Annotated in this window: 21 protein-coding genes; 16 read left to right on the top strand and 5 right to left on the bottom strand. The window is 71.4% G+C overall.

Annotated features, from left to right (window positions below):
* Positions 1-60 precede the first annotated feature (60 nt).
* Entirely contained in the window at positions 61-1,062 is a 1,002-nt protein-coding gene (locus ACLJQM_RS00185; protein ID WP_410629526.1) for a DUF3558 family protein, read from the top strand.
* Here ACLJQM_RS00185 and lhgO read toward each other — a convergent pair.
* Together lhgO and ACLJQM_RS00195 are read right to left on the bottom strand one after the other, a co-directional pair.
* Positions 1,059-2,246 (bottom strand): L-2-hydroxyglutarate oxidase, encoded by a 1,188-nt coding sequence (lhgO, locus tag ACLJQM_RS00190; protein ID WP_410629528.1) that lies wholly within the window; start codon positions 2,244-2,246, stop codon positions 1,059-1,061. The two genes, ACLJQM_RS00185 and lhgO, sit on opposite strands and share 4 nt — an antisense overlap.
* 33 nt (positions 2,247-2,279) lie before the next feature.
* Positions 2,280-5,366 carry an ATP-binding protein gene (locus ACLJQM_RS00195; RefSeq protein ID WP_410629530.1) on the bottom strand — a complete coding sequence of 1,029 codons (3,087 nt, stop codon included), beginning with the start codon at positions 5,364-5,366 and terminating at the stop codon, positions 2,280-2,282.
* Between the two features lie 127 nt (positions 5,367-5,493).
* Between ACLJQM_RS00195 and ACLJQM_RS00200 the strand changes: the two genes are divergently transcribed.
* Genes ACLJQM_RS00200 through ACLJQM_RS00220 form a run of 5 tightly spaced genes read left to right on the top strand, consistent with a single transcriptional unit; the run spans position 5,494 to position 10,061 of the window.
* A complete protein-coding gene (locus tag ACLJQM_RS00200; protein WP_410629532.1) occupies positions 5,494-6,627 on the top strand; it encodes a DegT/DnrJ/EryC1/StrS family aminotransferase in 1,134 nt (377 codons plus the stop codon).
* A 23-nt stretch (positions 6,628-6,650) separates the two neighbouring features.
* Complete coding sequence (locus tag ACLJQM_RS00205) at positions 6,651-7,580, top strand: NAD-dependent epimerase/dehydratase family protein (protein WP_247015906.1); 930 nt, start codon at positions 6,651-6,653, stop codon at positions 7,578-7,580.
* Positions 7,581-7,612: 32 nt separating this feature from the next.
* Positions 7,613-8,809 carry a glycosyltransferase family 4 protein gene (locus ACLJQM_RS00210; RefSeq protein ID WP_360774985.1) on the top strand — a complete coding sequence of 399 codons (1,197 nt, stop codon included), beginning with the start codon at positions 7,613-7,615 and terminating at the stop codon, positions 8,807-8,809.
* On the top strand, positions 8,796-9,425 hold the full coding sequence (locus ACLJQM_RS00215) for an acyltransferase (protein ID WP_360774982.1): 630 nt from the start codon (positions 8,796-8,798) through the stop codon (positions 9,423-9,425). The genes ACLJQM_RS00210 and ACLJQM_RS00215 overlap by 14 nt, the downstream gene beginning before the upstream one ends.
* Positions 9,426-9,485: 60 nt before the next feature.
* Positions 9,486-10,061 (top strand): Uma2 family endonuclease, encoded by a 576-nt coding sequence (locus ACLJQM_RS00220; RefSeq protein WP_410629535.1) that lies wholly within the window; start codon positions 9,486-9,488, stop codon positions 10,059-10,061.
* A 168-nt stretch (positions 10,062-10,229) separates the two neighbouring features.
* On the opposite strand, the gene ACLJQM_RS00225 is transcribed toward ACLJQM_RS00220, so the two are convergent.
* Positions 10,230-10,817: a hypothetical protein gene (locus tag ACLJQM_RS00225; RefSeq protein WP_410629536.1), complete on the bottom strand. Its 588-nt coding sequence runs from the start codon at positions 10,815-10,817 to the stop codon at positions 10,230-10,232.
* A gap of 92 nt (positions 10,818-10,909) precedes the next feature.
* Here ACLJQM_RS00225 and ACLJQM_RS00230 point away from each other — a divergent pair, with 92 nt between their 5' ends.
* From ACLJQM_RS00230 to ACLJQM_RS00240, 3 genes are read left to right on the top strand one after another with little or no spacing between them, the layout of a single operon-like run.
* Positions 10,910-11,419: a SigE family RNA polymerase sigma factor gene (locus tag ACLJQM_RS00230; RefSeq protein WP_247015895.1), complete on the top strand. Its 510-nt coding sequence runs from the start codon at positions 10,910-10,912 to the stop codon at positions 11,417-11,419.
* Complete coding sequence (locus ACLJQM_RS00235) at positions 11,416-12,147, top strand: hypothetical protein (RefSeq protein WP_410629538.1); 732 nt, start codon at positions 11,416-11,418, stop codon at positions 12,145-12,147. The genes ACLJQM_RS00230 and ACLJQM_RS00235 overlap by 4 nt, the downstream gene beginning before the upstream one ends.
* A 40-nt stretch (positions 12,148-12,187) precedes the next feature.
* On the top strand, positions 12,188-13,576 hold the full coding sequence (locus ACLJQM_RS00240) for a M20/M25/M40 family metallo-hydrolase (RefSeq protein ID WP_410629540.1): 1,389 nt from the start codon (positions 12,188-12,190) through the stop codon (positions 13,574-13,576).
* On the opposite strand, the gene ACLJQM_RS00245 is transcribed toward ACLJQM_RS00240, so the two are convergent.
* The gene (locus tag ACLJQM_RS00245) at positions 13,573-14,529 is read right to left on the bottom strand and encodes a Gfo/Idh/MocA family protein (protein WP_247015890.1); all 957 of its coding nucleotides are present in this window, start codon (positions 14,527-14,529) and stop codon (positions 13,573-13,575) included. The two genes, ACLJQM_RS00240 and ACLJQM_RS00245, sit on opposite strands and share 4 nt — an antisense overlap.
* Positions 14,526-15,632: a DegT/DnrJ/EryC1/StrS family aminotransferase gene (locus tag ACLJQM_RS00250; RefSeq protein ID WP_410629542.1), complete on the bottom strand. Its 1,107-nt coding sequence runs from the start codon at positions 15,630-15,632 to the stop codon at positions 14,526-14,528. Before ACLJQM_RS00250 ends, ACLJQM_RS00245 begins: the two co-directional genes overlap by 4 nt.
* Positions 15,633-15,781: 149 nt before the next feature.
* On the opposite strand from ACLJQM_RS00250, the gene ACLJQM_RS00255 reads away from it, so the two are divergent.
* The 7 genes from ACLJQM_RS00255 to ACLJQM_RS00285 are packed head-to-tail and all read left to right on the top strand — an operon-like array spanning position 15,782 to position 22,144.
* A complete protein-coding gene (locus ACLJQM_RS00255; protein ID WP_410629544.1) occupies positions 15,782-16,501 on the top strand; it encodes a UDP-N-acetylglucosamine acyltransferase in 720 nt (239 codons plus the stop codon).
* An 11-nt stretch (positions 16,502-16,512) separates the two neighbouring features.
* Positions 16,513-16,758 (top strand): acyl carrier protein, encoded by a 246-nt coding sequence (locus ACLJQM_RS00260; protein WP_410629546.1) that lies wholly within the window; start codon positions 16,513-16,515, stop codon positions 16,756-16,758.
* The gene (locus ACLJQM_RS00265) at positions 16,751-17,482 is read left to right on the top strand and encodes an SDR family NAD(P)-dependent oxidoreductase (RefSeq protein ID WP_247015882.1); all 732 of its coding nucleotides are present in this window, start codon (positions 16,751-16,753) and stop codon (positions 17,480-17,482) included. Before ACLJQM_RS00260 ends, ACLJQM_RS00265 begins: the two co-directional genes overlap by 8 nt.
* On the top strand, positions 17,479-18,873 hold the full coding sequence (locus ACLJQM_RS00270; RefSeq protein WP_410629549.1) for an AMP-binding protein: 1,395 nt from the start codon (positions 17,479-17,481) through the stop codon (positions 18,871-18,873). The genes ACLJQM_RS00265 and ACLJQM_RS00270 overlap by 4 nt, the downstream gene beginning before the upstream one ends.
* Positions 18,870-19,922, top strand: coding sequence for an acyl-protein synthetase (locus tag ACLJQM_RS00275; RefSeq protein ID WP_410629551.1), 1,053 nt, complete (start codon positions 18,870-18,872; stop codon positions 19,920-19,922). Before ACLJQM_RS00270 ends, ACLJQM_RS00275 begins: the two co-directional genes overlap by 4 nt.
* Positions 19,919-21,163: an acyl-CoA reductase gene (locus ACLJQM_RS00280; protein WP_247015876.1), complete on the top strand. Its 1,245-nt coding sequence runs from the start codon at positions 19,919-19,921 to the stop codon at positions 21,161-21,163. Before ACLJQM_RS00275 ends, ACLJQM_RS00280 begins: the two co-directional genes overlap by 4 nt.
* A 12-nt stretch (positions 21,164-21,175) precedes the next feature.
* Positions 21,176-22,144: a lysylphosphatidylglycerol synthase transmembrane domain-containing protein gene (locus ACLJQM_RS00285; RefSeq protein ID WP_247015874.1), complete on the top strand. Its 969-nt coding sequence runs from the start codon at positions 21,176-21,178 to the stop codon at positions 22,142-22,144.
* Positions 22,145-22,234: the final 90 nt, after the last annotated feature.

Consider the following 22,234-nt stretch of genomic DNA (forward strand, 5'->3'; position numbering starts at 1 on the left):
GGCGGATCCGCGGTGCTCCTCCGTTCGTCCCAGTACAGTCCGGGCCGAACGGGAGGATTCATGCGCAACAAGTGGCAGGTCGCGGCGGCGGTGGCCGCCGCGGCCGTGGTGACCGGGTGCACGGTGACGGTCGGCGGTGCGGCGTCGCCGGTGCCGGGGCAGGGCCCGGTCGCCAAGGCCGTCAACGCCTGTGACCTGCTCGACGAAGCCCAGGTCGACGCGCTCGGCTACCGGTCGCCCGGCAATTCGGTGGCCGAGAACAAGGACCGGCTCCAGCCGCCGATGTGCCTGTGGAACTCGAAGGACGACATCGACCCGTCGGCCGTGCTCACCGTCGGCCTGGCGACGGACATGGACTTCAACGAGTACATCGCCGGTGCCGTCCCGAAGTCCTCGCCGCAGGAGATCGGCGGGCTCAGCTGGACGCAGTACGGCTCGATCCTCCCCGACGACTGCACGTTCTACGCCTCGCTCGGCGACAAGTCGTTCGCCTTCGTCGGCGTCTCGACCAGCAAGCTCGAGAAGTCGTGCGAACTGGTGAAGCAGGTGATCCCGCAGGCCGCGGCCCACCTGCCCGGCGGGCAGGACGCGCCGCCGGTCACGCCGCAGACCTCGGCGAAGCCGGAGCCGGGCGGGCCGCTGCTCTCGGCCGACCCCTGCGCGGCGCTCAAGCCCGACCAGGTGGCGCAGCTGAAGAACATCTCGCCGAACGGGGAGAAGACCGTCTCGAACGTCGTGCCGAACGCGTCCTACTGCCTGTGGGACGACACCGACGGCAGCGAGGGCCAGAAGGCGTTCGAAGTCTGGTACGGCCCGAGCACGCCGGTGGCCCAGTGGCCGGGCGTCAACGGCGTCGCCCCGGCCGAGACCGTCGACGTCGGCGGCAAGAAGTGGGGCGTCTACCCGAACCTGGGCGGCCTGCGGGTCACCTGCGGCGCGTTCCTGCCGATCACCGACACGTCTTCGGTGCAGGTGGTCAGCGGGTTCATCGGCGACGACACCAAGACCTGCGACGTCGTCAAGCAGGGCCTGCCGCTGGTGACCGCGAACCTGCCGGGCTAACCCTCGGAAACCTGGTCGGCGATGTGGCGCGCGATTTCGAGCGCGCTCGTCGCGGCCGGTGACGGCGCGTTCAGGACGTGCACCTGGTCGCGCGCGGTCTCGATGAGGAAGTCGTCGACGAGCGAGCCGTCGCGGCGCATGGCCTGGGCGCGGACGCCGGAGCCGTGGCGGACGATGTCGTCCTCGGTGACGGCCGGGACGAGCCGGGCGAGGCTGGCGGCGAAGCGCTTCTTCGAGAACGAGCGGCGGACCTCGTCGAGCCCGGTCGGGAACGCGTACGTCTTCGCCAGCCGCCAGACACCGGGGAAGGCCGCGACCTCGGCGACGTCCTTCGCGGAGAAGTCGCCCCAGCGGTAGCCCTCGCGCCGCAGCGCCAGCACGGCGTTGGGGCCGGCGTGCACGCTGCCGTCGAGCATCCGCGTGAGGTGCACGCCCAGGAACGGCAGCGTCGGGTCCGGCACCGGGTAGATCAGGCCCTTGACCAGGCCGCGGCGCTCCGGCTTGAGCTCGTAGTACTCGCCGCGGAACGGCACGATCTTCGCCGACGGCGTCAGCCCGGCCAGGCGCGCGACGCGGTCGGAGTGCAGGCCGGCGCAGTTGACGAGGGCGTCCGCGACGACGACGTCGTTGCCGGTCGCGACCTCGACCCCGCCCTCGCGGTGGGCGCGGATGGCCAGCGCGGGCGAGTCCAGCCGCAGGTCGACGCCGGCTTCGTCGAGCAGCCGGACGAGCGCGTGGCAGACGGCGGGGAAGTCGATGATCCCGGTGGACTCGACCCGCAGCGCGGCGACGCAGGCGACCTCGGGCTCGTACTCGCGGGCTTCCGCGGGCGAGATCTTCTTGGCCGGGACGCCGTTGGCCTCGGCCCGCTCGGCGAGCGTGTTCAGCGCCGGGATCTCGCGTTCGTCGGTGGCGACGACGAGCTTCCCGCACACCTCGACCGGCACGCCGTACTGGCGCGCGAAGTCCACGATGGACCGGTTCCCGGCGACGGACATCCGCGCCTTGAAGGACCCGGGCTTGTAGTAGAGCCCGGCGTGCACGACGTTCGAGTTGTGCCCGGTCTGGTGGGCCGCCCACCGGGATTCCTTCTCCAGCACGGTGACGTCCAGCCCTCGCCTGGTGAGTTCCCAGGCCACGGCCAGACCGACGATCCCGCCCCCGACGACCACCACGTTGCGCACGATCGACCAGGCTACGCGAGGACCGCGGCGCGGTCAGCCCGCCATGCCCGCCGTGGTCAGCGCCTTCTGCGCGCTCATCCCCGCGCCGGCCGCGTACGCCCGCTCGAAGCCGTCCGGCCCCAGCGACTCCCGCACCCGGGCCCGCACCGAACCGGCGTCCGGATCGCCCGCGATCGCCGTCCCGCGCACGCCGGCCGCGGCGCCCAGCAGGACCGCCGCGTGCTCCGGCCGGGCGGCTCCGGCCAGTCCCTCCAGGGCGAACGCCACGACGTCCCCCGCGTGCCACCGGTGCCCCGTCAGCAGCGCCTCCCGGTGCAGCCGGCCCGCGTCGGCCGGGTGGCCCTCCGCCAGCGCCAGCCAGCCCAGCGAGATCAGCACGCCCGCGCGGGCGGTCTCCGCCGAGAACGAGCCGCCGGGGCACTCGGCCAGCGCGCGCTCGTTCAGCGCCCGGGCCGCGGTCAGGTCGCCCTCGTGCCGCGCGAGGTTCGCCAGGCCGACGTACGCGGCCGCGCGGGACTCCGGCATGCCCGTCCGCCGCGCGGTGGCGGCCGCGAGTTCGTAGTCGGCCCGGGCGCCCGCGCGGTCGCCCGAGAGCAGGCGCGTCCACGCGCGGCGGCAGATCAGGTCGGCCACGTCGTCGGTCGCGCCGATCTCGTGCATCAGGCCCAGTGCTTCGTCCATCAGCGGCAGGGCGGCCTCGTGCTCGCCCCGCCAGGTCAGCAGCTGCGACAGGTGGTCCAGCGCCATCGACAGGCCCCACCGCTCGCCCAGCGCGCGGAACTGCGTCACGCCTTCGCGCAGCCCTTCCTCGGCCTCGGCCAGCTCACCCGCCATCATCGCCCGCAGGCCGAGGCCCATCGGCAGCAGCGCCCAGCCCCACGCGTCGCCGCCGGCGAGCAGCCCCTCGCCGCGGCCGAGCACCTGCGCGTCGTCGCCGGGCGGCCCCGCGACGACGCCCATCAGCATCACCAGCATCGGGTTCCGCGGCGTCCAGTCGCCGTCCACGGCGTACCGGCGGACCAGCGGCAGGTACTGCTCCAGCGCCTCGCGGGGGTGCCCGGACAGCGCCCCGAGCACGCACACCAGGAACTCCTCGGGGTAGCGCTCCTGGACCTCCGGGGAGCAGCGTGAAACCACCTCCATCGACAGCCCGGCGCCCTCGAACCGCCGTCCGCGCATCCACCAGTACATCGCCAGCAGCGGCACCAGCCGCAGGGCGAGCACGACATCGTGCTCGGTGGCCCAGCGCAGGGCGGCCAGGACGTTTTCGTACTCGGCGTCGACCCGGTCGAGCCACTCGAGCTGCGCCGGGGTCCGCAGCATCGGATCCGCTTCCTCGGCGAACCGCAGGAAGTACTCGGCGTGCGCGCGGTGCACCCGCTCGGTTTCGCCCGCTTCGGCGAGCTTCTCGGCGCCGAACGCGCGGATCGTCTCCAACATCCGGAACCGGCCGCCTGCCGCCTCGACGAGGGACTTGCCGGCCAGCTCCGGCAGCAGGTCGACGTCGGCGCCGCACACCTCGGCGGCGGCCGCGGCGGTCGCGCCGCCGGCGAACACCGTGAGCCGCCGCGCCAGCTCGCGCTCTTCGTCGTCGAGCAGGTCCCAGCTCCACTCGACGACGCCGCGCAGCGAGCGGTGCCGCGCTTCGGCCGTCCGGCTGCCGCGGGCCAGCAGCCGGAACCGGTCGTCGAGCCGGGCCGCGATCTCGCCGGCGGGCAGCGCGCGGACGCGGGCCGCGGCCAGCTCCAGCGCCAGCGGCAGGCCGTCGAGGGCCGCGCAGATGTGCTGGACGTCGCCGATCGTCGTCTCGTCGAGCACGAACGCCGGGTCGCTCGCGGCGGCGCGGTCGGCGAACAGCCGGATCGCCGCGAACTCGCCGGCCTGCCCGGCGGAAGTCCCGGGCGGCGGGACGGCCAGCCGCGGCACCGGCGCCAGCTGCTCGCCGGTGATGCCGAGCGGTTCCCGGCTGGTCGCCAGCACGCGCAGCCCCGGGCACGCGGCGAGCAGCCGCGCGGTCAGCCGGGCCGCTTCGTCGACGACGTGTTCGCAGTTGTCGAGCACCAGCAGCGTCGAGCGGTCGCGCAGCGCGCCGATCAGCCGCTCGACGGGGTCCTGGGGGCCGCCGCGCGAGCTCTCCCGCAGGCCGAGCGCGCCCAGCACCGCGTGGACGACGCCGCCCTCGTGCGGGGCCAGCTCGACGAACGCGACCGGCCCGGCGCCGGCGGCCGTGACCTCGATGGCCAGCCGGGTCTTGCCGGTGCCGCCCGGGCCGGTCAGCGTGACGAGCCTGCTGCGTCCGAGCAGCTCCACCACCTGCCGCAGCTCGGCGGCCCGGCCGACGAAGCTGGTCAGCTGGGCGGGCAGCGCCGGGAGCACCGGCTTCCCGGGCTCGCCGCGCAGCACCGCGAGGTGGGCTGCGGCCAGCTCCGGGCCCGGGTCGGCGCCCAGCTCGCCGGCCAGCGTCCGGCGGGCGTCCTCGAACGCGCCCAGCGCGTCGGCGGACCGGCCCGCGGCGGCCAGCGCCCGCACGAGCTGCGCCCGCGGCCGTTCCCGCAGCGGCTGCGCGGCGACGGTCTCCCGGAGTCCGATGAGGACGTCCTCGGCCCGCCCCAGCGCAAGCCGGGCCTCGACGTGGTCGTCCACCGCGTCCGCCCGCAGCTCCTCGAGCCGCGCGGCCTGGGCGGCGGCGAAGGGCGCCTCCGGCAGATCGCTGAACGCCGGCCCCCGCCACAGCGCGAGCGCGTCGCCCAGCAGCTGCGCGGCGCGGCCGGCTTCGCCGTTCTTCAGCAGCGCACGCCCTTCGCGCGCCAGGCGTTCGAAGGCGTGAGCGTCCACTTCGTCCGGTCCGACGGCCAGCCGGTACCCGGCCGCGGTGAACTCGACCGGGGCCAGTTCCTTCAACGCCGTCCGCAGCCGGGACACCTGGGACTGCAGGGCGTTCGCGGCGCCGTCCGGCGGGTGTTCGCCGTACATGCCGTCGATCAGCCGTTCGGCCGGGACGAACCGCCCGGCCGCCAGCGCGAGCAACGCCAGCAGCGTCCGCGAGCGCGGTCCGCCCACCGCCACCTGCGTGCCGTCCGGGGTCCACGCGGCGACGGCCCCCAGTACCCCGAATCGCATGTGCCCAGCGTAGGACGTCCATCGGGCCGCGGCGGGCGTCACTCGAAAGTGGAGTACGGCGTGGGCCTGTGAATCAGCTGAGCGTACGTCTATACACTTCGCCGGGTCCCCACGCAATGGGAGAGGTATGTCGTCCGAGAGCATTGCCCTTGGTCAGCCGACCGTCGGCGAAGAGGAACTCGCCGCCGTCGCCGAGGTCTTCCGATCCGGCTGGCTGGCCGGTGCCGGTCCGGCGTGCCGCCGGTTCGAGGAGCGGTTCGCGCAGGTCACCGGCACCGCGCACGCGTTGGCGACCGCGAACTGCGGTTCGGCGCTCTTCCTGGGGCTCAAGGTCCTCGGCGTGCGGCCGGGTGACGAGGTGATCGTCGGCGACTACACGTTCCCGGCCACCGGCCACGCCGTCGTCCAGGCGGGCGCGAAGCCGGTCTTCGCCGACATCCGCCCGGACGTCTTCAGCGCGGACCCGGCCCACGTCGAGTCGCTGATCACCCCGAACACCGTCGGCATCCTCGCCGTCGACGTCGCCGGCCAGCCCGGTGACTTCGACGAGTACCGGGCGATCGCCGACAAGCACGGCCTCTGGCTGTTCGAGGACGCCGCGTGCGCCGCCGGTGCGACGTACAAGACGCGGCCCGCGGGCAGCCTCGCCGACCTCGCCGCGTTCTCCTTCCACGGCCGCAAGGGCATCACCGCCGGGGAGGGCGGCGCGCTCGTCTCCGACCGCGAAGACCTCATCGCGCACGCGCGCAAGCTGCACACCTACGGCATCGAGCCGGCGATCAGCCGCGAAGGCTCGAACACGCTCCCGATCCCGGAGTTCCACGAGCTCGGCTACAACTTCCGCATGTCGGACGTGCAGGCCGCGATCATGAACGTCCAGCTCGACCGGCTGCCGGACCTCCTCGCCGCCCGCCGATCCGTCGCGAAGCGCTACCACGAGGCCTTCGAAGACGTCGCCGCGCTGACCGTCCCGGTCGAACTGTCCGATCGCGAACACCCGTGGCAGGCCTACCTGCTCACGGTCGCGCCGGAGGTCAGCCGCGACACCCTCGCCCTGCGCATCCGCGAGCAGGGTGTCCAGTGCAACTTCGGCACCTACGCCTCGCACCTCCAGCCGATCTACGGGCCCCAGACCCCGCTGCCCGTCTCCGCCGACGCGTTCGCGCGCCAGCTCGCGGTCCCCATGCACGCCAACCTGACGGACGCCGAAGTGGCGCGCGTCGGCGAGGTCGTGCGCGAAGCCGTGCAGTCCCTGTCTTGAACCCGCCGACCGAGGAGAAATTGGTGTCCGACAAGAAGGTGCTCTTCACCGGGGCGGGTGGGTTCATCGCCGCGCACGTCATCCCGCTGCTCATCGAGGGCGGCTACACCGTGCGGATCTTCGACAACATGACCCGCGGCGACCGCGCGCGGGTCAACGAGTTCGTCGCCACCGGCAAGGTCGAGCTCGTCGAGAAGGACGTCCGCTACGGCGGTGCGGTGCGCGAGGCCATGCGCGGCTGCACGCACGTCATCCACTTCGCCACGGTCTCGATCAACAAGTCGATCGCCGACCCGCACGAGTCGTTCGACATCAACATGACCGGCAACCACAACGTGTTCGCCGCGGCCGCCGACGAAGGTGTCGAGCGCCTGGTGTTCGCGTCGACCGCGTCGGTCTACGGCGAGCCGAAGCGGCTGCCGATGCACGAGGACGACGAGCTCAAGCCGCTCACGCCGTACTGCATCTCGAAGCGCGCGGGCGAGGACATGCTCGGCTTCTACGAGCGCCAGAAGGGCCTGTCCTGGAACGCGCTGCGGTTCTTCAACGTGTACGGCCCCGGCCAGAAGATCGAGGCGTACTACACCTCGGTGATCAACCACTTCATCCAGCGCCTGCGCGCCGGCCAGCCGCCGATCATCGACGGCCGCGGCGACCAGTCGATGGACTTCGTGCACGTCACCGACCTGGCACGGGCCGTCGTCGCGGCGCTCGAGTCGGAGCGGGCGAACCTGCCGATCAACATCGGCACCGGCATCGACACCTCGATCGCCGCGCTGGCGAAGATCCTCATCGAGGCCGTCGGGGTCGACGTCGAGCCGCTGTTCAACGAGCGTGACGTGCTGGTCTCGCGGCGCGCCGCCGACATCACCCGCGCCCGCGACGTGCTCGGCTGGGAGCCGCGGATCACCGTCGAAGAGGGCATGCGGCAACTGGTCGAGGAATCCGAGTGACTGCCACCGCGGGGCCGGCCCAGGGACGTGCGATGCGCATCGCGGTGGTGAACAACTTCTTCCCGCCCCGCGTCGGCGGCAGCGCGCACATGTCGGCGTCGCTGGCGGCGCAGTTCGTCGAGGAAGGGCACGAGGTACTGGCGATCACGGCCGCCTACGGCGAGGCCCCGGCCGAGGAGGAGCGCGACGGCTACCGCGTCGTGCGCCTCCCGGCGGTGAAGATGCCGCAGATCGGCCTGTCGATCGACTTCGACATGAGCTTCGCGTCGCCGCGGCCGGGCAACTGGCGGCGGCTGTGGAAGCTGCTCGACGAGTTCAAGCCGGACGCGATCCACCTGCACGGCCAGTTCTTCGACCTGTCGTGGCTGGCCGGCATCTACGCGCGGCGGCACGGCGTCCCGACGCTGCTGACCATCCACACGCTCCTGATCAGCGACAACAAGCTGTACGGCAGTGTGTTCCGGCTGCTGGACGCGGTGCTGGTCCGGCCGATGCTGGCCTACATCAAGCCGCGGTACGTGATCCTCGACAAGCTGGGCGTCGACTACTGCGTCGACCGCTACGGCACGAGCGACGCGAACTCGGAGTACTTCCCGATCGCGGTCGACACCGGGCACTTCGCGAAACCGGTGACGAAGGACGTCCGCGCGGAGCACGAAATCGGCGACGCCCCGCTGATCGTCTCGCTGGGCCACGTCATCCCGCTGCGCAACCGGCTGCCGCTGATCGAGGCCCTGCCGTCCATTTTGGACAAGCACCCCGGCGTCCGGGTGGTCGTGGTCGGCCGCGTCTACCACGACGCCTTCCTGAAGCGGGCGGCGGAACTGGGCGTCTCGGACGCACTGGTCGTCACGGGCGCGGTCCCGAAGGAAGACGTCCCGGCGTACTTCGCGGCGGCGGACATCGTGACGCACGACCTCAACGGTGGCTGCGGCACGGCGTCCCTGGAGGCGATGCTCTCGGGCACGGCGACGATCGCGTCGGTCACCGAGGACAACTACCCGGGCATCGAACTGCGCAACGGCGAGAACGTCCTGCTGGTCCGCCCGGACGACGCGGAAGCCGTGGCCCGCACGGTGGTCGAGCTGCTCGACGACCCGGAGCGCCGGGCCCGGATCGCGCAGCGCGAGAGCGAGATGGTGCGCTCGAACTTCGGCCTCGACGTCGTAGCGGAGGAGCACCTGCGCACCTTCGAGAAGCTGGTGTCGGAAGCCGATGTTCTTCGATGACGAGCGCAGCCACCGGCTGCGCCCGCAGATCCTGACCGAGCTCGTCTCGCAGTACATGAACGACGCCGAGCGGGCTCAGTTCTACGGGCTGCCTTCGACGTGCCGCGTGCGCGAGCGCGTGAAGATCATCAGTCCCGAGAACCTCAAGATGGGTGACCACTGCTGGGTGGGCGAGGGCGCGGCCCTCGACGCGAGCGGCGGCCTGGAGATCGGCGAGCACACCAGCATCGGCCTGAACACGCTGATCTTCACGCACTCGAGCTGGCTGGCGAACATGACGCTGCAGAACCACTCGGGCAGCGACCTGATCGAACGCAAACCGGTGAAGATCGGCAAGGGCTGCTTCATCGGCGGCCTGGTGGTCATCATGGCGGGCGTGACGATCGGCGACTTCGCCACGGTGCAGCCCAATTCGGTGGTGGCCAAGGACGTGCCGCCGCGAACGCTGGTGGCGGGCAACCCGGCGCGGGTGTTCCAGCGGTACGACGAGGAGTACATCCAGTCCGAAGTGGACCGGGTGCGGGCGGAGAACGCGCGCCGCCGCGAGATCGCGGAGTCACACGGGCAGAACACTTCGGGCTGGGGAGCCCCATCGGGCGACTACACGGAGGAGTAGCACTGCGGCAGGATGGCGTGAGAAGATGACGTCCAGTAACCGGTGGTGGGGAGAAGGCGGATGAGCGTCATGGAATGGCCTCACGATCTTCTGTCCCTCGACGACTGGATCAACCTGCCGGAGACGCCGGAGCACCAGGTCGAAGTGGTCGAAGGGGTTCTCGTCGTGGCACCGCGTCCGATGCCATTCCACCAGTCCGCTGTGACGCGGCTCGGCTACCTGATCAACGAGAAGCTCGCGGACGAATACTGGGCTTTGAGCGAAGTCGAGATCGTCCTCTCCGAAGCGCCGTTGACGGTTCGTTCGCCCGACGTGGTCGTGGTACCCAGCTCCCTCGTGGAAACCAATCCGCCGCGATTCCACACCGGTGACGTCCGGCTGGTGGTCGAGGTGCTGTCCGAGGGCACCCGGCGGACCGACCAGGTCACCAAGTTCTCCGAGTACGCCGAAGCCGGCATCGAGCACTACTGGATCGTCGACCTCGACTCCCCGGTCACCCTCATCACCTATCGGCTGATCGAAGGGGACTACGAAAACTTCGGCGAGTTCTCCGGCGTCGCCGAACTCGACTTCGCCGGTACTCCGCTCACCCTCGACCTGAACGCCCTCACCACCAGGCGCGCCCAGCGGCCCTAGCTGGATGACGGCAGCGCCGGCGCCGACCGCCGGCGCCGCCGTCGTGAAACCGCCCGGGTGGACGCTGCAGCAGGTCAGCGTCCCCCGGCGGCGAAGCTCGCGCACGTAGGCGCACGTCCGACAATCTAGTCCTCCGTGACCGAGCGCGAGATATCGGTTACACAACGTTTAAAGGCGTTCGCCGAGCAGTTTCGCGAGCGATTCGCAGACGTCGGCCCGGCTGCGGTCCATCTCGACCTCGGCGACCCGCAGCTGTCCGTGCGCGTGCTTGGCGACCACGACCAGCGAGCTGTAGCCCGTCCCGTAGCAGTAGCTCGCCACTTCACCCGCGCCCGCGACCGGCTTCGGGGGGTCCGAGCACTCCGACTCCAGCTGCTTGACCATCGCGGCCGGCGACTTGCCACCCGAAACCGCGAGCACGTAGAGCTCGCCGACCGGGTAGGAGCACCGGAACGCCTTGCCCGGGCCGATCTGCTCGGGCGGCATCTCGCTCGGCTCCCGGGTGTTCCAGGCGACGCCGAGGACCTGCGCCAGCTCGACGTTGCCCAGGAGCGGGCAGGCCCCGGTCAGCTTGGCCGGCGATACCACCGGCGTGAACGTCGGCGGTACCGGTGTGGGCGTCGGCTTCGGCTTGCTCGCCGTGGTGGACGACGGCGGTGCGGACGGCGCCGCCGCTGTCGTGGTGGAGCCGCCCGAACACGCTGCGACGCAGGTCAGCAGGCATGCGGCGGCGAGGATCCCCCTCAATGAACGCATGGGGTCAATCTAGCCCGCGCGTACGCTCGGAAGATCGACGAGCAACCTTTCCGCGGCCCGCCCGTCGCTGGGTGAGGAACAGGGGGTGGCGCATGGCTCGCGGCGACGACGAGTTCGCGGAGTTCGTCCGCGCGTCCTCGGCCCGGCTCACCCACGCCGCGTTCCTGCTCACCGGCGACCGCCACCAGGCCGAGGACGCCGCCCAGACCGCGTTCACCCGCACCTACGCCGCCTGGTCGCGCGTGCGGCACAAGGACGCCTACGGCTACGCGCGCACCGTCCTGGTGAACCACGTCATCGACGGCTGGCGGCGCCCGATCCGCGAGTACGCCACCGAGGCGATGCCCGAGCGGCAGGACCGCCTCGACGTCGACAAGGCCGTCACCCAGCGCGCGTGGCTCACCGCCGTGCTCAAGACGCTCACCGACCGCGAACGCGCCGTCGTCGTGCTGCGGCACTTCTTCGACCTGCCGGAAGCCGACGTAGCCCGTGAGCTCGGGGTTTCGGTGGGTACCGTGAAGAGCACGAATTCGCGGGCGCTGGCCAAGCTGCGGATCGAAGCGGGCACCGAAGACACGCTGATCGGGGGGAGCGGGCGATGAACGACCTCGACGACTTCCGCGCCGCGCTCCGGCAGCCGCCCGAAGAGCCGTTCTCCGAGCCCGACCTCGCCGCGATCATGGCCGGCGGTGCGCGCCTGCGCCGTCGCCGCCGGGTGCTCACGGGCACCGCCGGGATCGCCGCCGCGGCCGCCGTCGTGCTCGTGTTCGTCTTCGCCATCCAGGTGCGGCAGCCCGCGCCCGCGCCGGTCGCGCAGCCGCCGGCCCCCGTGTCGTCCACGCTGACGACCGCGCCGACGACCGCGCCGACGACCGCGGCACCGGCCGAGGCGCCGCCGATCGGGGACGTCATCGGGACCGGGATCAAGACCGCCCGCGGCGAGATCGTCTTCTTCGCGCGCGCGGTCGACCTGCCGCAGCTGCCGGACATCCACTTCGGCCTGGTGGCCGGGTTCCGCTCCGGCGAGACGTTGCAGCCGGTGCTCATGACGAACGAGTTCCGCGGCTCCGACCGGTCGTTCGGCTTCCACGCGACCGACGGCGGCGAGCTTTCCGGCGACGAGGTCATCCCCGTCTTCGGCTACTTCGCCGGCCAGGCGGCGCGGATCACGACCACGGTGCACGGCAAGACCGTCGAAGCGAGCCTGGCGAGGTGGAGCGGGGACCCGGCCGTGGTCGTCTTCTGGTTCGACCCCGCCGCCGTCCCGGACTCCGCCGTCCTGACGCCGCTGATCGCCTACGACGCCGACGGGAAGCGGCTCACCAAGTAGGCGGTACCCGCGGGGGCGGAGCGGGCGTAAGAACCCGACCGTGACCTCTCGACGAGCGTTCCTCACCGCGACGGCCGCACTCGGCCTGGCGGCGTCCGCGGCCCCGGCCGGTGCCGCCGAACCTGGAGACCGCGGGCCCGGCGTCCCGGTCCGCCCGCAGCGTCCCGGTCCCCAGCTGCGGGCCCTGCTCCGCCAGGTCGACGAACGGCGGATCGAAGCGACCGTCCGGCGGCTGGCCGCGTTCGGCACCCGGCACACGCTGTCGGCGCAGGACGACCCGGTCCGCGGCATCGGCGCCGCGCGCGACTGGCTGTTCGCGCAGTTCCAGCAGATCGCGGCCGCGTCCGGCGGCCGGCTGACCGTCGAGCTGCAGTCCTACGTCCAGCCGCCCGCCGACCGGATCCCGGTGCCGACGACGATCACCAACGTCGTCGCGACGCTGCACGGCTCGAGCGATCCGGGCCGCGTGTACGTCGTTTCGGGGCACTACGACTCGCGCCGCACCGACGTCATGGACTTCACCGGGGACGCGCCGGGCGCGGACGACGACGCGTCGGGCGTGGCGGTCGCGCTGGAGCTGGCGCGGGTGCTCTCGACGCGGCAACCGGCGGCGACGATCGTCTTCGCCGCCGTCGCGGGCGAGGAACAGGGCCTGTACGGCTCGCGGTTCATGGCGCAGCAGTTCAAGGCGGCGGGCACCGACGTCCAGGCGATGTTCACCGACGACATCGTCGGGTCGAGCCGCGCCGACGACGGCACGCGCGACCCGACGACGATCCGCCTGTTCGCCGAGGGCGTCCCGACCGCGGAGACGCCGGCCGAGGCGAACCTGCGCCGCAGCATCGGCGGCGAGAACGACTCCCCGCCGCGGCAGCTGGCCCGGTTCGTGAAGTCGGTGGCGGAGAACGACGCGACCGGCATGACGGTCCGGGTGATCTACCGCCGCGACCGCTACCTGCGCGGCGGCGACCACATCGGCTTCCTGGAGCAGGGCTACCCGGCCGCGCGCTTCACCGAGCCGAACGAGGACTTCGCGCACCAGCACCAGGACGTCCGCGTGGAGAACGGCGTCCAGTACGGCGACCTGCCGGAGTTCTGCGACTTCCCGTTCACCGCCCGGGTCGCGCGGGTCAACGGCGCGGCGTTGTGGTCCCTCGCGACGGCCCCGGGCACCCCGAAGGGCGTGAAGATCCGCACGGCGGCGCTGACGAACGACTCGGAACTGCTCTGGGACGCGACTCCGGGCGCGGCGGGCTACGAGGTCCTCTGGCGCGAGACGACGGCCCCGGACTGGACCCACGCACTCGACGTCGGCCCGGCCCGCACGGCGAAGATCGACCTGTCCAAGGACAACGTCTTCTTCGGCGTCCGCGCGGTGGGCCCCGACGGCAGCCGAAGCCCGGCCGCGTTCCCGTCCCCGGTGAGCTAGGCGGCGGCCTGCGTGAGCACCTGCTCCACCACGTGGTGCGAAGGCAGGATCAAGTCGCGCTCGGTATCCGCGTCGACCTTGCCCTCCAGCAGATCGCAGAACCGGTCCAGCTGCGTCGCCAGCGGCTCGCGGGCGGTGACCAGCTCCGGGATCTCGATCACCGTCTGCTGCCGGTAGCCGAGGCCGTCCGGGGTGACCGAGTCGTGCGAGATGTGCCGGTAGATCGTGACGTCGCGGCGCAGCAGGTCGATCTCGATCAGCCGGTCCAGCTCCGAGACCACCAGCGAGCGGACCTTCTTCTGGCCCAGCCGCGAAGCCGACACCGTGGCCAGGCCGGTCGGGAACGACAGCACCGTCTCGATGGTGTCCTCGGCGCCGTCGACCGACGACGGGTGGAAGTACCCCGCGCCGGACGTCACGCGCGAAGGCGTCGCGCCGCCGAAGAACTGGATCGCCAGGTCGACGTCGTGCACCAGGAGGTCCCAGGCGACGCCGGTCTTGATGCGCGGCGCGTACGGGCCGTGGCGGCGGGCCATCAGGTGCACCGGCTCCTGCACCAGCGCCCGCGCGGTCATCACCGCCGGGTTGTAGCGCTCCAGGAGCCCGCACATCAGCGGGACGTCCTTCTTCGCCGACAGCCCGACGATCTCCTGGGACTTCTCGAAGCTGTTGCAGACCGGCTTTTCCACCAGCAGTGGCTTGCCCTGGCCGAGGATCTCCTGCGCCAGGTCGTGGTGCGCCTCGGTGGCCGAAGCCAGCACGACGGCGTCCACATCGGACAGCGAGCCGATCTCCGGCGTCCACCGGGTTTCGTAGCGGTCGGCGACGGCCTTGCCCGCTTCCTCGCGCGGATCGATCACGCGGACCAGGTCGACGCGCTCGTTCCCGGCGAGCACGCGAGCGTGGAGGGAACCCATGTTCCCGGTACCGACAAGAGCGATCCGATGCGTCATGCGCCCAGTACCTCGCGAACGGTTTCGATGATGGTGTCCAGGTCGGACTCGGTCAGGTGCGGGTGCACCGGCAGCGAAAGGGCCTGCTCCGAAACGGCCTTCGCGACCGGGAAGTCTTCGACGCGCGCGCCCGGGATCAGGTCGTGACCCGCGTAGCAGTCGTAGTCGAAGACGATCTTGGGGTAGTAGATGCCGTTGCCGATACCGCGCTCGGTGAGCGCCGCGGCCAGCTCGTCGCGCGAGAGGAACGCGTGCGGCCCGACCAGCACGGTGTACTGGTGCCACACGTGCTCGCGGCCCGGCAGCACCTTCGGGACGTCGAGGCCCGGCGTGCCCGCGAGGCCCTCCGAGAGCCGCTTCGCGTTGGCCTGGCGGGCGGCGGTCAGCTGGTCGAGCTTCGCCAGCTGCGGGATGCCGACGGCGGCGTGCAGGTCGGTCATCCGGTAGTTGTGCCCGGCGACCTCGTACTGGTAGCGGGCGCGCATGCCCTGGTTGCGCAGCACGCGCAGCTTGTCGGCCAGCGCGTCGTCGTCCGTCGTGATGACGCCGCCCTCGGCGGTGGTGATGTTCTTCGTCGCGTACAGCGAGAAGCAGCCGATGCCGAACGAGCCGGCCTGCTTGCCCTCGAACGACGCCCCGACGGCCTGCGCCGAGTCCTCGATCACCTGGAGGCCGTGCTCGGCGGCCAGCGGGGCGAGCTTGCCCATGTCCGCGGTCTGGCCGTAGAGGTGCACCGGCATGAGCACCTTGGTGCGGTCGGTGACGGCGGCCGCGACGGCGTCGGGGTCGATCGCGAAGTCGTCGCGCCGGATGTCGGCGAACCGCACGGTCGCGCCGGCTTCCAGGATCGCGTTCAGCGTCGCGACGAAGGTGAACGGCGAGGTGATGACCTCGTCGCCCGGCTTCAGGTCGAGGACCTGGATGGCGGCGACCAGCGCGGTGGTCCCGTTGTTGACCGCGATCGCGTGCTTGGTCCCGGAGACGGCCGCGAAGGCGTCTTCGAAGCGCTTGACCATCGGTCCCTGTGCGATGGCGCCGGAGCGCAGCACCTCGACGACGAGGTCCTCCGCGTCGCGAACGTCGACCACGGTGATGGGGATCATGGGCAGTCTCTCTCGGCAGGCGATTTCGGCGCGTCCGGTACAGTGGGCCGCCGGTTCTGCGCCCGGCCGCCCTGCAGCAACGCGGGCCACACGTTACCGGGCGCGGTAGCACGCCCAGTACCCAGCCGCCGACGAACGGACGACCACCCGTGGCCAACCGCATCCACCCGACCGCCGTCATCGGCGAAGGCGTCGAACTCGGCGAGGACAACGTCATCGGGCCGTTCGCGGTGCTGGTGGGTCCCCTCCGCGTCGGCGACGGCAACTGGATCGGCCCGCACGTGACGATCGGCACGCCCGGCGAGGACCGCAGCCGTCCCCACCCCGCGGGCTGGGAAGAAGCCCCGACCGGTGATCCGGATCACGACGGACACGGTGTCGTCATCGGCAGCCGCAACCGGATCCGCGAGTACGTGAGTGTCCACCAAGGGACCTGGCGGACGACGACGCTCGGCAGCGACGGCTACTACCTCCGCAACTCCCACATCGCGCACGACTGCCTGGTCGGCGACGCCGTGACGATCGCCTCCAACGCCGTCACGGGTGGCCACTGCCACATCTGGGACGGCGCGAACCTCGGCATGGGCGCGGTCCTGCACCAGAAGGTCGTGATCGGCCCGGGCGCGATGATCGGCATGGGCTCCGCGGTGCGCCGCGAGATCGGCGCGTTCACCATCGCCGTCGGCAACCCGGCCCGCGTCACCGGCGTCAACGTGGTGGGCCTGTCGCGCCGCGGGCTCGACGAGGCGACCGTCGAGGCGCTCGGGCCGTGGCTGAAGGGCAAGGAAGGTCTCCCGGACGTCACGCTGCCCGAAGACCTCTCTACCTTGGTAAAGGCGTGGGACGCCCGCCCGCGCGAAGAGCACTAGGAGTCACGAACATGGCGGATGTCGCCCCCAAGCTGCGCGAGGTCTTCGTCGAGGCGCTCGACCTCGAAGACACCGTGGACGTCGAGAACCTGAAGTACCGCGACCTCGAGGCGTGGGACTCGGTCGGCCACATGGCGCTGGTCGCGGCCATCGAGGACGAGTTCGACGTCGAGTTCGACACCGACCAGGTCATCGACATGTCGAGCTTCAAGGTCGCCGTGGACATGGTCACCGAGCTCCAGTCGAAGAATGACTGATCTTTCCGGTCGCGTCGCGCTCGTCACCGGCGGCACACGGGGGATCGGCCTGGCCACCGCCCGCGCGCTCGCCGAGGCGGGCGCGACGGTGGTCCTGACCGGCCGCGACGAGGCCCGCGCCAAGGAGGCGGCCGCTTCGGTGGGCGCGGCCTCCGGGCTCGCCCTCGACGTCACCGACGCCAAAGCGGTGTCGTCGCTGGTCAGGGGCGTCGCGAAGGAGCACGGCAAGCTCGACGTCGTCGTCGCGAACGCCGGGATCATGGAAGACGCGCTCCTCGGCATGATCCGCGAGGAGCTGGTCGACGCGACGCTGAGCACGAACGTCGCCGGCACGCTGCACACCGTCCAGGCCGCGGCCCGGGCGATGATGCGGAAGAAGACCGGGTCGATCGTGGTGCTCGCGTCGATCGTCGGCGAGCAGGGGAGCGCCGGCCAGACGGTGTACGCGGCGTCGAAGGCGGCGGTGGCGAACATCGCGAAGTCGGCGGCGAAGGAGCTCGGCCGGTCCGGCATCCGCGTCAACGCGGTCGCGCCGGGCGTGATCGAAACCGACCTGACCGCGGGCCTCAGCGAGGACGCGAAGGCGGAAAACGCCGGCAAGACGCCGCTCGGGCGCCTCGGCCGCGCGGAAGAAGTGGCGAACGCGATCCGGTTCCTGGTGAGTGATGAAGCGTCCTTCATCACCGGTCAGGTGCTGGGCGTCGACGGAGGCTTGGTGTTGTGACGCTGTTGGGTGCGGGAGCCCGGCTGGTCGATGTGGCCGGGGGCCGCACGCTGGCGGGCGCGGAACTGTCGGCCGAGGTCGGCCGGCGGATGGACGAGCTGGCCGCGCTGCCGGTCGGCGTCGTCTTCGCGCGGATGTCGATCGACCTGCCCAGCGTGCTGACCTACCTCGGCGCGTTCGAATCCGGCCGGGCGATCGCGCTGATCGACCCGGCGCTGGACGTCGACGTGCTGGCCGGGCTGGTCTCGCGCTTCCGGCCGGCGGCGGTGCTGTCGGCCTCGGGCGACGCGCCCGACGGGTATTCGGTGCGCGGCGACGACTGGGTCCGCGACTCCGCCGACGGTGTCCGGCCGCACCCCGATCTCGCCGTCCTGCTGCCGACCAGCGGGTCCACCGGCAACCCGAAGCTCGTGCGGCTCTCGCGGCAGGCGATCCTGGCCAACGCCGACGCCATCGCGCAGGTGCTGCACATCGACTCCGACGAGGTCGCGCCCACCTGCCTGCCGCTGCACTACAGCTACGGCCTCTCGGTGCTGAACTCGCACCTGGTGCGCGACGCGACGATCGTCATCGAGCCCTCCGGCGTGCTCGGCCGCGGGTTCTGGGACGCGGTGAACACCTACGGCGTCACGTCGCTTTCGGGTGTCCCGTACCACTACGAAATGCTGCGGCGGCTCAAGTTCGACCCCGCGAAGTACCCGACGCTGCGCACGCTGACGCAGGCCGGCGGGAAGCTGCGCGACGAGCTGATCACCGAGTTCAACGAGAAGATGCTCGCCGTCGGCGGCCGGATGTACGTCATGTACGGCCAGACCGAGGCCTCGCCGCGGATGACGACCGTGCCCGCGGAACGGCTGGCCGAAAAGCTCGGTTCCGCCGGGCCGGCGCTGCCGGGCGGGAAGTTCGCGGTCCGCCGGGACGACGGGTCGGAGACCACGCACCCGAAAATTGTCGGTGAGGTCGTCTACCGTGGGCCCAATGTGATGCTGGGTTACGCGGACGACGAGTCCGGCCTGGCCAAGGGCGACGAATTCGGCGGTGTGCTCGCCACCGGTGACCTCGGGTACCTCGACGAAGAGGGGTACCTGTTCATCACCGGCCGGCTCAAGCGCATCGGCAAGGTGTTCGGCAACCGCGTCAGCCTCGACGACCTCGAGCAAGCCGTGCGCACGGCGGCGGTCGGGATCGACGTGGTGGCGGCGGTGCCCGCCGGCGACAAGGTGGTGCTGTTCGCCGAGGGCGTCGACTCCGACATCTGCAAGGACGCGTCACGGGCGCTGTCCGAGCGGCTGCACCTGCACACGAGCGGGTTCGACGTGCGCCCGATCGAAACCGTGCCGCTACTGGCCAGCGGCAAGATCGACTACCGGACCTTGGAGGGGCGGGTATGAGTGTGTTCACTCGGTCGCAGGCCGACCGGGAAGCCTTGCTGCTGCCCGAGCTCACTGCGCTCACCGCACACCACCGGGCGAACTCCGAAGGCTACGAACGGATCCTGTCGTCGCTGGGAATCGCGCCGGACGCTGCTTTTGCGTCGATCGCGGACCTGCCGTGGCTGCCGGTGCGGATGTTCAAGACGCACGACCTCAAGTCCGTGCCGGACAGCGAGGTCTTCAAGACGCTGACGTCGTCGGGCACCACCGGCGCCGGCGCGTCGCGGATCTACCTGGACAAGGAGGCGGCGGGCGCGCAGACCAAGCAGCTCGGCGCGACCCTGCAGGAGGTCCTCGGCGGCGAGCGGCTGCCGATGCTGATGGTCGACACCATCGGCATCATCAAGAACCGCCGCTCGTTCTCCGCGCGCGGCGCGGGCGTGCTGGGCATGGCGAACTTCGGCCGCAAGCACACGTACGTGCTCGACGAGAACGACCAGCCGGACGTCGAGGCGGTCAAGGAGTTCCTGGCCGAGTACGGCGACAAGCCCTTCCTGATCTTCGGCTTCACGTTCATGGTGTGGCAGTTCCTCTACGAGGTCGCCCGCGACCACGGCCTGGACCTGTCGAACGGCATCCTCGTCCACTCCGGTGGCTGGAAGAAGCTGATCGACCGCGCGGTCGACAACACCGAGTTCCGGCGCCGGTTCAAGGAAGACACCGGATTGACGCGGATCCACAACTACTACGGGATGATCGAGCAGATCGGCACCGTGTTCCTCGAAGGCCCGTCCGGCAACTCGCTGTACTGCCCGGACTTCGCCGACGTCGTGATCCGGAACCCGGAGACGTGGGAAGAGCAGCCGGTCGGGGAGCCGGGCGTGATCGAGGTCGTCTCGACGCTGCCGCGGTCGTACCCGGGGCACGTGCTGCTGACCGAGGACCTCGGCGTCTACAACGGGATCGACGACGGCGACTGGCCCGGCAAGCACTTCTCCGTTTTGGGCCGGCTGCCCAAGGCCGAGGCTCGCGGCTGTTCGGACACCTTCTCGGGAGCGGCGGCGTGACCACCCTGACCCAGCGTTTTCCCGCTGCTCCTTCCGTTTCCGCGACCGACCTGGTCGACGAGCTGCGCGCGTCGCCGCCCGGCGGCCGGCTGCGCGTCGGTGACCCGCGGATCGTCGAGTTCGTCACGAAGTTCGCCCGCAAGCTGCTGGCCCCGGCCACCGCGCGCCGGTTCCCGGAGCTGGCGTCGCTCGGCTTCTTCCTGCGCAAGGGTGAAATCGCGAAGGCGCTGTCCACACTGGACACTTCGGGCCACGCGCTGCGGTTCCCGCGCGGCCTGGTGTTCCACGTGCCGCCGGCCAACGTCGACACGATCTTCGTCTACTCGTGGGCGCTCTCGGCGCTGGCGGGCAACCACAACGTCGTGCGGGTCTCGTCCCGCTCGGCGGGTGCCGCGGAGGCGGTGCTGGACGCGCTGAACGCGGCGTTGTCCGAAGTGGACCCATCGGTGGCGGACGTGGTCCGGGCGACCCAGCGGATGGTGACCTACGACCGCAGCGACGAGGTGAGCGGCGCCCTGTCGCTGGCCGCCGACCTGCGCGTCATCTGGGGCGGCGACGGCTCGGTCGCGGCCCTGCGCAAGTACCCGCTCGCGCCGCACGCGCGTGACCTGACGTTCCCGGACCGCTCGTCGTTCGCCGTCGCGTCGGTGGCCGGCTGGCAGCGGGCGTCCGAAGCGGAGCGCCGCGCGGCCGCCGAGGGCTTCTACAACGACTCGTACTGGTTCGACCAGGCCGCCTGCTCGTCACCGCGCGCGGTGTTCTGGGTCGGCGACGAGGCCGGTGCCCGGGCCGCGGGGAGCGAGTTCCGGACGCTGCTGGCCGCGGTGCTGGAGACGAAGCAGCACGTCACCGAGCCGGCGATGGCTGTCCAGAAGCGCGTCTCGGCGTACGGCGCGGCGGTCGACGGCGTGGTCAAGGAGATCGCGTTCCAGGGCAACGGCCTGGCGACCCTCGAGCTGGCCGACCCGGCGGTGCTGCCGCGCGAGTGGCTCGGCGCGGGCACCTTCGCGAACGCGCGGGTGTCCACTTTGTCCGACCTGGTGCCGATCGTCCTCCGCAAGGACCAGACGGTCAGCCAATTCGGCTTCAGCGCCGAGGAGCTCACGGCGTTCGCGCACGAGCTGGCCGGCCGCGGAGTCGACCGGATCGTGCCGTTCGGCAGCGCCCTGACGTTCTCGGCGGTCTGGGACGGTTACGATCTGCTCTCCGAGTTCAGCCGCCTGGTCACGGTCCAGGCCTGAGGAGTTGCGTCGATGACGACCGTTGAGGACCTGCCGGCCGCCGGCAAGCCGCCGAAGTCCGCCAAGGCGAAGGTCCTCGACGTCGTCAGATGGGTCGCGATCCTGCTGGTCATCGGCTTCGCGGCCAAGCAGCTCGCCTCGAACTGGGGCGAGTTCTGGCACACCCTGCACGACGTCGCCTGGCAGTCGTCGCTGCTGAGCCTGCTCGCCCTGGTCGCGGCGATCATGGTGTCGACCTGGGGCTGGCAGGCGATGGTCGACGACCTGGGCAAGCCGATCGGCTACGCCAGGGGAGCGCAGATCTGCCTGGTCGGCTCGCTGGGCAAGTACGTCCCGGGCTCGGTCTGGGCGTACCTGCTGCAGATGGAGCTGGGCCGCAAGGCCGGCCTGGCGCGCGCCCGGATCTTCACGGGCTCGCTGATCCAGCTGGGCGTGGGCGTGGTGTCGGCGCTGGTGGTGTCGCTCCTGGCGGCGCCGGCGGTGTTCAGCAACAGCCCGCGCGCGCTGTGGCTGTTCGTGCTGATCCCGGTCGGCCTGGCGATGCTGCACCCGAAGATCCTCACGTGGGGCACGTCGCTGGTGCTCCGCATCCTCCGCCGTCCCCCGTTGGCCCACCCCCTGGGCTGGAAGGTGGTCGGCAAGGTCTTCGGCGCCTCGACGGCCGCCTGGTGCCTCCAGGGCATCCACCTGTGGCTCCTGGCCAACTCGGTGGGCACCCCGGGCTTCAGCGGCTTCGTCCTCTGCGTGGGCGCGATGGCCGTGGCGATGACGGTGGGCACGTTCGCGTTCATCCTCCCCAGCGGAGTGGGCGTCCGCGAGGTGGCCCAGGTAGCGGTCCTGACGGCAAGCGGCCTGACGGTCGGCCAGGCCACGGCGTTCGCGGTGGCCTCCCGGGTGATGTTCACGGTGGCCGACCTCCTGACGGCGGGCATCGCCGCGGTAGCGGCCCGCTCGACCCGCCCGGCGACGGCCACCGCCTGACCAGGGCCCCCACCCCCGGACCCGCCCGGCCGCGGCCCGCACCACCCCGCCTGACCTCCCCGCGGCGCCGCCGCTGCCGGCCTGGCCGGG

Origin of the sequence: Amycolatopsis sp. cmx-4-83 (assembly GCF_046548815.1) — a bacterium.
Taxonomy (GTDB): domain Bacteria; phylum Actinomycetota; class Actinomycetes; order Mycobacteriales; family Pseudonocardiaceae; genus Amycolatopsis; species Amycolatopsis pretoriensis_A.